The sequence below is a fragment of the Micromonospora qiuiae genome (genome assembly GCF_016863555.1).
GTDB classification, from domain to species: domain Bacteria; phylum Actinomycetota; class Actinomycetes; order Mycobacteriales; family Micromonosporaceae; genus Micromonospora; species Micromonospora qiuiae.
The window spans coordinates 20,784-27,275 of the sequence record NZ_BOPC01000093.1 but is presented as its reverse complement, the minus strand read 5'-3'; the positions used below and the strand labels follow the sequence as shown (position 1 = coordinate 27,275).

At 69.4% G+C, this 6,492-nt stretch carries 6 protein-coding genes; all 6 read right to left on the bottom strand.

The genetic code is table 11. The annotated features are described in order from the left end of the window. Positions 1-106: 106 nt before the first annotated feature. From Vqi01_RS25955 to Vqi01_RS25930, 6 genes are read right to left on the bottom strand one after another with little or no spacing between them, the layout of a single operon-like run. Entirely contained in the window at positions 107-2,485 is a 2,379-nt protein-coding gene (locus tag Vqi01_RS25955) for an ATP-binding cassette domain-containing protein (protein WP_204037555.1), read from the bottom strand. A gap of 51 nt (positions 2,486-2,536) precedes the next feature. Next, positions 2,537-2,947, bottom strand: coding sequence for a VOC family protein (locus tag Vqi01_RS25950; protein WP_204037553.1), 411 nt, complete (start codon positions 2,945-2,947; stop codon positions 2,537-2,539). Between the two features lie 10 nt (positions 2,948-2,957). Continuing rightward, positions 2,958-3,413, bottom strand: coding sequence for a helix-turn-helix domain-containing protein (locus tag Vqi01_RS25945; RefSeq protein ID WP_204037552.1), 456 nt, complete (start codon positions 3,411-3,413; stop codon positions 2,958-2,960). After that, complete coding sequence (locus Vqi01_RS25940) at positions 3,410-4,282, bottom strand: metallophosphoesterase family protein (protein ID WP_372444433.1); 873 nt, start codon at positions 4,280-4,282, stop codon at positions 3,410-3,412. Before Vqi01_RS25940 ends, Vqi01_RS25945 begins: the two co-directional genes overlap by 4 nt. A 14-nt stretch (positions 4,283-4,296) precedes the next feature. Further along, positions 4,297-4,824: an NUDIX domain-containing protein gene (locus Vqi01_RS25935; RefSeq protein ID WP_204037550.1), complete on the bottom strand. Its 528-nt coding sequence runs from the start codon at positions 4,822-4,824 to the stop codon at positions 4,297-4,299. Positions 4,825-4,843: 19 nt separating this feature from the next. Further along, positions 4,844-6,400, bottom strand: coding sequence for a helix-turn-helix domain-containing protein (locus Vqi01_RS25930; protein ID WP_204037548.1), 1,557 nt, complete (start codon positions 6,398-6,400; stop codon positions 4,844-4,846). Positions 6,401-6,492 lie beyond the last annotated feature (92 nt).

Below are 6,492 nucleotides of genomic sequence, written 5' to 3'. Positions count from 1 at the left end.
TCGATCGCTGTACGGGGGCAGGACTCGCCTCGTCGCCACCGCCCGATTGCCGGACTCGCTTAGTGAAGTGCCCTTCGCAAGGGCACTTCACTAACCGGATTTCTGCTCAGGATGATGTCACGTAGTCCGCGAGGTGCTGGGCGGTCAGCGTGGAGCGAGCCGCGACCAGGTCGGCGGGAGTGCCCTCGAAGACGATCCGGCCGCCGTCGTGCCCGGCGCCGGGGCCGAGGTCGATGATCCAGTCGGCGTGCGCCATGACCGCCTGGTGATGCTCGATGACGATGACCGATCTGCCGGAGTCGACGAGCCGGTCGAGCAGACCGAGCAGTTGCTCGATGTCGGCGAGGTGCAGGCCGGTGGTCGGCTCGTCGAGGACGTAGGTGCCGCCCTTGTCGGTCAGATGGGTGGCCAGCCGGAGGCGCTGCCGCTCGCCGCCGGAGAGCGTGGTGAGCGGCTGGCCGAGGGTGAGGTAACCGAGCCCGACGTCGGCGAGCCGGGTGAGGATGGCGTGGGCGGCCGGTACGCGTGCCTCGCCGGCGCCGAAGAACTCCTCGGCCTCGGTCACCGGCATCGCCAGCACCTCGCTGATGTCACGGCCGCCGAACGTGTACTCCAGCACCTCGGCCTGGAACCGCTTCCCCTCGCACTGTTCGCAGACGGTGGCGACACCGGCCATCATCGCCAGGTCGGTGTAGATGACCCCGGCGCCGTTGCAGGTCGGGCAGGCTCCCTCGGAGTTGGCGCTGAACAATGCCGGCTTCACGCCGTTGGCCTTCGCGAACGCCTTGCGGATCGGGTCGAGCAGCCCGGTGTACGTCGCCGGGTTGCTCCGTCGCGAGCCCCGGATCGCCCCCTGGTCGATCGAGATCACGCCGTCCTGCCCCGAGACCGAGCCGTGGATCAGGGAACTCTTGCCCGAGCCGGCCACCCCGGTCACCACGACCAGCACGCCGAGCGGAATGTCGACGTCGACGTCGCGCAGGTTGTGGGTGCTGGCACCGCGCACCTCCAGCACCCCCGACGGGACACGCACCTTCTCCTTGAGGGTGGCCCGGTCGTCGAGATGGCGACCGGTCAGCGTGCCGCTGGCCCGCAGCCCGTCCACGGTGCCCTCGAAGCAGATGCTGCCGCCCGCCACGCCAGCGCCGGGACCCAGGTCGACGACGTGGTCGGCGATCGCGATCGTCTCCGGCTTGTGCTCGACGACGAGCACGGTGTTGCCCTTGTCCCGCAGCCGCAACAGCAGATTGTTCATGCGCTGGATGTCGTGCGGGTGCAGCCCGATCGTCGGCTCGTCGAAGACGTAGGTGACGTCGGTCAGCGACGAGGAGAGGTGACGAATCATCTTGGTGCGCTGCGCCTCGCCGCCGGACAGCGTGCCTGACGGCCGGTCGAGGCTGAGGTAACCGAGCCCGATCTCGACGAACGAGTCGAGGGTCTCCCCCAGCGCCGCCAGCAGCGGCGCCACCGACGGTTCGTCCAGTGCCCGCACCCAGTCGGCGAGGTCGCTGATCTGCATCGCGCAGCAGTCGGCGATGTTGATCCCCTTGATCTTCGACGACCGGGCCGGCTCGCTGAGCCGGGTGCCGGCGCAGTCGGGGCAGGTGGTGAAAACGACCGCGCGGTCCACGAAGGCGCGGATGTGCGGCTGCATCGCCTCGCGGTCCTTGGACAGGAACGACTTCTGGATCGTCGGGATCAGCCCCGCGTACGTCAGGTTGATCCCCTCGACCTTGATCTTGGTCGGCTCCTTGTAGAGCAGGTCGTCCAGCTCACGCTTGGTGTACTTACGGATCGGCTTGTCCGGGTCGAAGTATCCGCAGCCGCGGAAGATACGGCCGTACCAGCCCTCCATGCTGTAACCGGGAATCGTGATCGCGCCCTCGTTGAGCGACTTGCTGTCGTCATACAGCGCGGAGAGGTCGAAGTCGTTCACCCGGCCCATGCCCTCGCACCGTGGGCACATGCCGCCGGTGATGGTGAAGCTGCGCCGCTCCTTCGTCGTCCGTCCCCCGCGCTCGATGGTGACGGCGCCGGCCCCGCTGAGCGAGGCGACGTTGAAGGAGAACGCCTGGGGCGAGCCGATGTGTGGCTGCCCGAGCCGACTGAAGAGAATCCGCAGCATCGCGTTGGCGTCGGTGACGGTGCCGACCGTGGAGCGGACGTTCGCGCCCATCCGCTCCTGGTCGACGATGATCGCCGTGGTCAGTCCGTCGAGGACGTCGACCTCGGGCCGGGCCAGCGTCGGCATGAAGCCCTGCAGGAAGGCGCTGTAGGTCTCGTTGATCATCCGCTGCGACTCGGCGGCGATGGTGCCGAACACCAGCGAGCTCTTGCCCGAGCCGGAGACGCCGGTGAACACCGTGAGCCGTCGCTTCGGGATCTCGACGCTGACGTCCTTGAGGTTGTTCTCCCGCGCGCCCCGCACCCGGATCAGATCGTGGCTGTCGGCGATGTGCGGCGCGGGCGACCGGGTGTCCGTCATGCTCTTCCTGTCTCCGTTCGAGTGGCCGGGAGGCGTGAGAACCACGTCACCTCAGCGCAGCTCCTGAATGCGGACCATGTTGCCAGCGGCATCGCGGACGGCGCAGTCCCGAACCCCGTACGGCTGCTCGATCGGCTCCTGGACGATCTCGGCCCCGCTGGCCTGGAGCCGCTCGAAGGTGCCGTCGAGGTCCTTGGTGGCCAGGACGATCATGCCGTAGGTGCCCTTGGCCATCATCTCCGCGATCACGCGACGCTCCTCGTCGGTGACCCCGGGATCGGCGGCCGGCGGGTGCAGGACGATGGAGGTGCCGGGCTGGTTGGGCGGGCCGACCGTGATCCAGCGCATCCCCGCGTATCCGACGTCGTTGCGCACCTCGAAGCCGAGGGTGTCGCGGTAGAAGGCCAGGGCCGCATCCGGGTCGTTGTGCGGCAGGAAACTGTGATGAATGCTGAGATCCATGCGATTCAGGCTAGTAGCGGCCCCGTGACCTGGGCTTCTCGATTCCTGATCGGTTCCTGACCGGTCTGGTCACCTGCTTCGTCACGCACGACGGCAGGCCCGCCGTCGCCCGGGTCACCTGACGCCGGTAGGCGCTGGGCGGCACACCGACCAACTCGGTGAAGCGGGTGCTGAAGGTGCCCAGCGAGGTGCAACCGACCGCGAAACAGACCTCGGTGACGCTGAGATCGCCGCGACGCAGCAGGGCCATCGCCCGCTCGACGCGCCGGGTCATCAGATAGGCGTACGGCGACTCCCCGTAGGCGAGCCGGAACTGGCGACTGAGATGTCCGGCCGACATGTTCACGTCACGGGCGAGCGCCTCGACGTTCAGCGGTCGCGCGTACTCCCGATCGATGCGGTCGCGGACCCGGCGCAGCCGCGCGAGGTCGCGCAGATGCTGCGCGGGGGCGGATCTGCTGGTCATTCACCCGATGATGCCACGGGCAGGATTCGTCGCAGCTTCGGTGCGGTCGGCCGGGGAAGCCACTCGCGGGGGTAGCCCAGCGACACCTCCTCGAACCGCACCCCGTCGTACCAGGTGGTGCGCGGGATGTGCAGGTGCCCGTAGACCACGGCGGCGGCACTGTACCGGATGTGCCAGTCCGCCGTCCGCACCGTGCCGCACCACTGGGCGAACTCCGGGTAGCGCAGCACCCGGGTCGGCTCCTGCACCAGCGGCCAGTGGTTGATCAGCACGGTGGGCAGCTCCGGTGGGACCTCGTCGAGCCGGGCGGCGGTCTGCGCCACCCGCGCATGGCACCACGCCTCCCGGCTCGGGTACGGGTCCGGATGCAGCAGCATCTCGTCGGTGCAGATCACACCACTCTGCCTGGCCAGGGCCATCGCCTCGGCCTGCGTCGTCGCACCGGGCGGCAGGAAGGTGTAGTCGTAGAGCAGAAAGAGCGGAGCCAGCACGACCGGTCCGCCGGGGCCCTGCCACACCGGGTACGGGTCCTCCGGCGTGACCACGCCCAGTCCGCGCGCGAGGTCGACCAGGCGTCGGTACCGCGCCTCACCGCGCAGCGGGTCGCGGTCGCGCGACCACAACTCGTGGTTGCCCGGCACCCACAGCACGGTGTGGAACCGCCCCGCGAGCAGTTCCAGCGTCCAGGCGACCAGCTCCTCGGTCTCGGCCACGTCTCCGGCGACGATGAGCCAGTCCTGATCGGACGAAGGCCGCAGGCCGGTCACGAACTCGCGGTTCTCGGCGTACCGGACGTGCAGGTCACTGATCGCGTACAGGTGACCCGGTCGGCTCTCCACCCGGCGACCGTACCCAATCGCCCCGGTCAACGCACCCACGCGATTCAGTCAGTGCCCTGTCGGGCGAGCAGCCGGCGGTACGCTTCCAGGCCGTCCGGCACCCATGTCCATTCGACGAGTCGCCGGTGCAGCTCCGCCTCGGTGAGAAACGCGTACCAGTCCACCTCCGCGGCCTGCGGAGCGACCGTCGACGGGCACCGCACCTCGTAGATCAAGGACCACCAGGTGTGCTCCGGTGACTCGTAGAGGAATTTGAACAGTGGCACGGGGGCGGGCAGCCCGCTGACCCCCAGCTCTTCCTCCGCTTCGCGTAGCGCTGCCTCGTCGTATGATTCGCCCGCACCTACGACCCCACCCACGAACATGTCGTAGCACGACGGAAAGACCAGCTTCCGCGCCGTCCGGCGGTGCACGAAGATACGCCCGGCCGCGTCCCGCGCCAGTACGAACACACAGCGGTGCCGCAACCTGCGGGCGTACGCCTCATCCCGCCGCGCCTGCCCGACCACCCGGTCCTGGTCGTCGACTATGTCGAGCAGTTCGTCGGCGGAGAGCGGCGAGTGACCATCCATGCGGATATCCAAGCAGCCGTCACGCGCCGACCGGACGCAGCGCCGCGAGTTGGATCTGCAGTGCCAACCGCGCTCGCGGCGAGTCGAGATCGACGTGGACGACCTCGGCGAGGCGGCGCATGCGGTGCCGGAGCGTGTTGGGGTGCACGTGCAACTGCCGGGCCGCCTTCGTCGGGTCACCCTGCTGGTCGAGCCAGGCCGCGACGGTGGCGACATAGTCGGTGCCGTGCTTGCGGTCGTAAGCGACGAGGTCGGGCAGCGGTCCGCCGACCAGCAGGTCAGCCTGCGGCACCGCGGCGATCACACGGTGCACGACCACCTCGGCCCAGACGTCCTCGAAGCGCAGCAGTGGACCTCGCTGCCGAGCCGAGCCGTGCAGCGTCAGCACCTCGGCTGCCTCGGCGCGTGACCGCGGCAGTTCCGTCAACCCCACGGCGACACTGCCGGAGGCGGCACGCACCGCCGGGTCCTGCAGGGCGATGTCGTGAATCAGCCGCTGCATCCATGCCCAGGAGCCGGGCGACTCGCCCGTGTCGACCACGACGGCGAACAGGACGTCGCCGACGTCCGCGATGAGCGGCTGACGCCAGCCGTGGCGGCGTGTGATCGACTCCCACAGGGCGAGGTTGTGCACCATCTCCCCCGTCCCGCCGTGCGCCCCGAGTGCCACGACCCGCCACGGGCCCTTGGGGAGGCCCAGTTCCTGGGCCGTCGAGGTCGGAGCCCGCAGCGCCGCCCGCAGACGGTCGGCCGACGCCCGGCGGGCGATGTCGGCCTGCACCCGGAGGCGGAGCAGGTGGAGCGCGAGTACGCTGGCCGCGCCCTGAAGATCGCGCAAGCGCTGCTCGGGCACGGGGCTTTCGACGACGGCCCAGATCGAGCCGAGCAGCTCGCCTCCGGCCCGGATCGGGATCACGAGCCGGGGCAACGTCCCGTCGGGGCCCTGCGGCACGAAGATGGGCTCACCGCCCTTCGCGAGCTTGCGGAAGACGCCACGGGAACGGAAGTACGCGATCACGTCGCCCGGGACGCGTCGCCCGACGATCGTCGAGACGCGTGCGGGGTCGGTGCGGTCCTGCCGCGAGGAGTACGCCAGCACGCGGGAATGGGCGTCCTCGATCGTCACCGGCGCGTCCACGATGGCGGCGGCCGCGTCGGCAAGGGCGAAGAGTTGGTCGTACACCCCGGCTTCTCCGGTCTCCGGCGAGCCGGGCGCGGCGGCCGTGTCGATCACGCCTCGGAGCAGCCAGACGAGCTGGGCCCACGTTCCGTGGCTGCGCAGCTCGACCAGGGTCAGGTCATGGTCGGCGGCGGAGGACACCAGGTCGGGGTGCGCGGCGAGTGGGGGCTTGAGGACCAGGCCGGCCGCGCCGGCCTCCGCGCAGCGCGCGATGACGGCGAGCGCCTGCTCCGGTGTGGCGATGCCCGCGCCGAGGACGAGATCGCCGCTCTGGCCGGTCGAGGCTTCGTCGAGTTCGGTGATGGTCACATCACGGACCTCCGCCTCGTTGCCGGGTACGACGATCTTGAGTAGCGCGGCGCCGACCGCGTCCACCACGCCAGCAACGGTGATCATGAACAGATTATCCCTCGCTGTTGTTCGTTTCGACCAATGACAAACACGAGCATTGGCCTCGCAGAACAATGACGTTCCGTCGGAACGGGGAC

Coding starts and splice junctions, on each gene's coding strand:
- Vqi01_RS25950 (WP_204037553.1), bottom strand. CDS start 2,947: ATGGATCTCAGCATTCATCACAGTTTCCTGCCGCACAACGACCCGGAT.
- Vqi01_RS25930 (WP_204037548.1), bottom strand. CDS start 6,400: ATGATCACCGTTGCTGGCGTGGTGGACGCGGTCGGCGCCGCGCTACTC.
- Vqi01_RS25945 (WP_204037552.1), bottom strand. CDS start 3,413: ATGACCAGCAGATCCGCCCCCGCGCAGCATCTGCGCGACCTCGCGCGG.
- Vqi01_RS25955 (WP_204037555.1), bottom strand. CDS start 2,485: ATGACGGACACCCGGTCGCCCGCGCCGCACATCGCCGACAGCCACGAT.
- Vqi01_RS25935 (WP_204037550.1), bottom strand. CDS start 4,824: ATGGATGGTCACTCGCCGCTCTCCGCCGACGAACTGCTCGACATAGTC.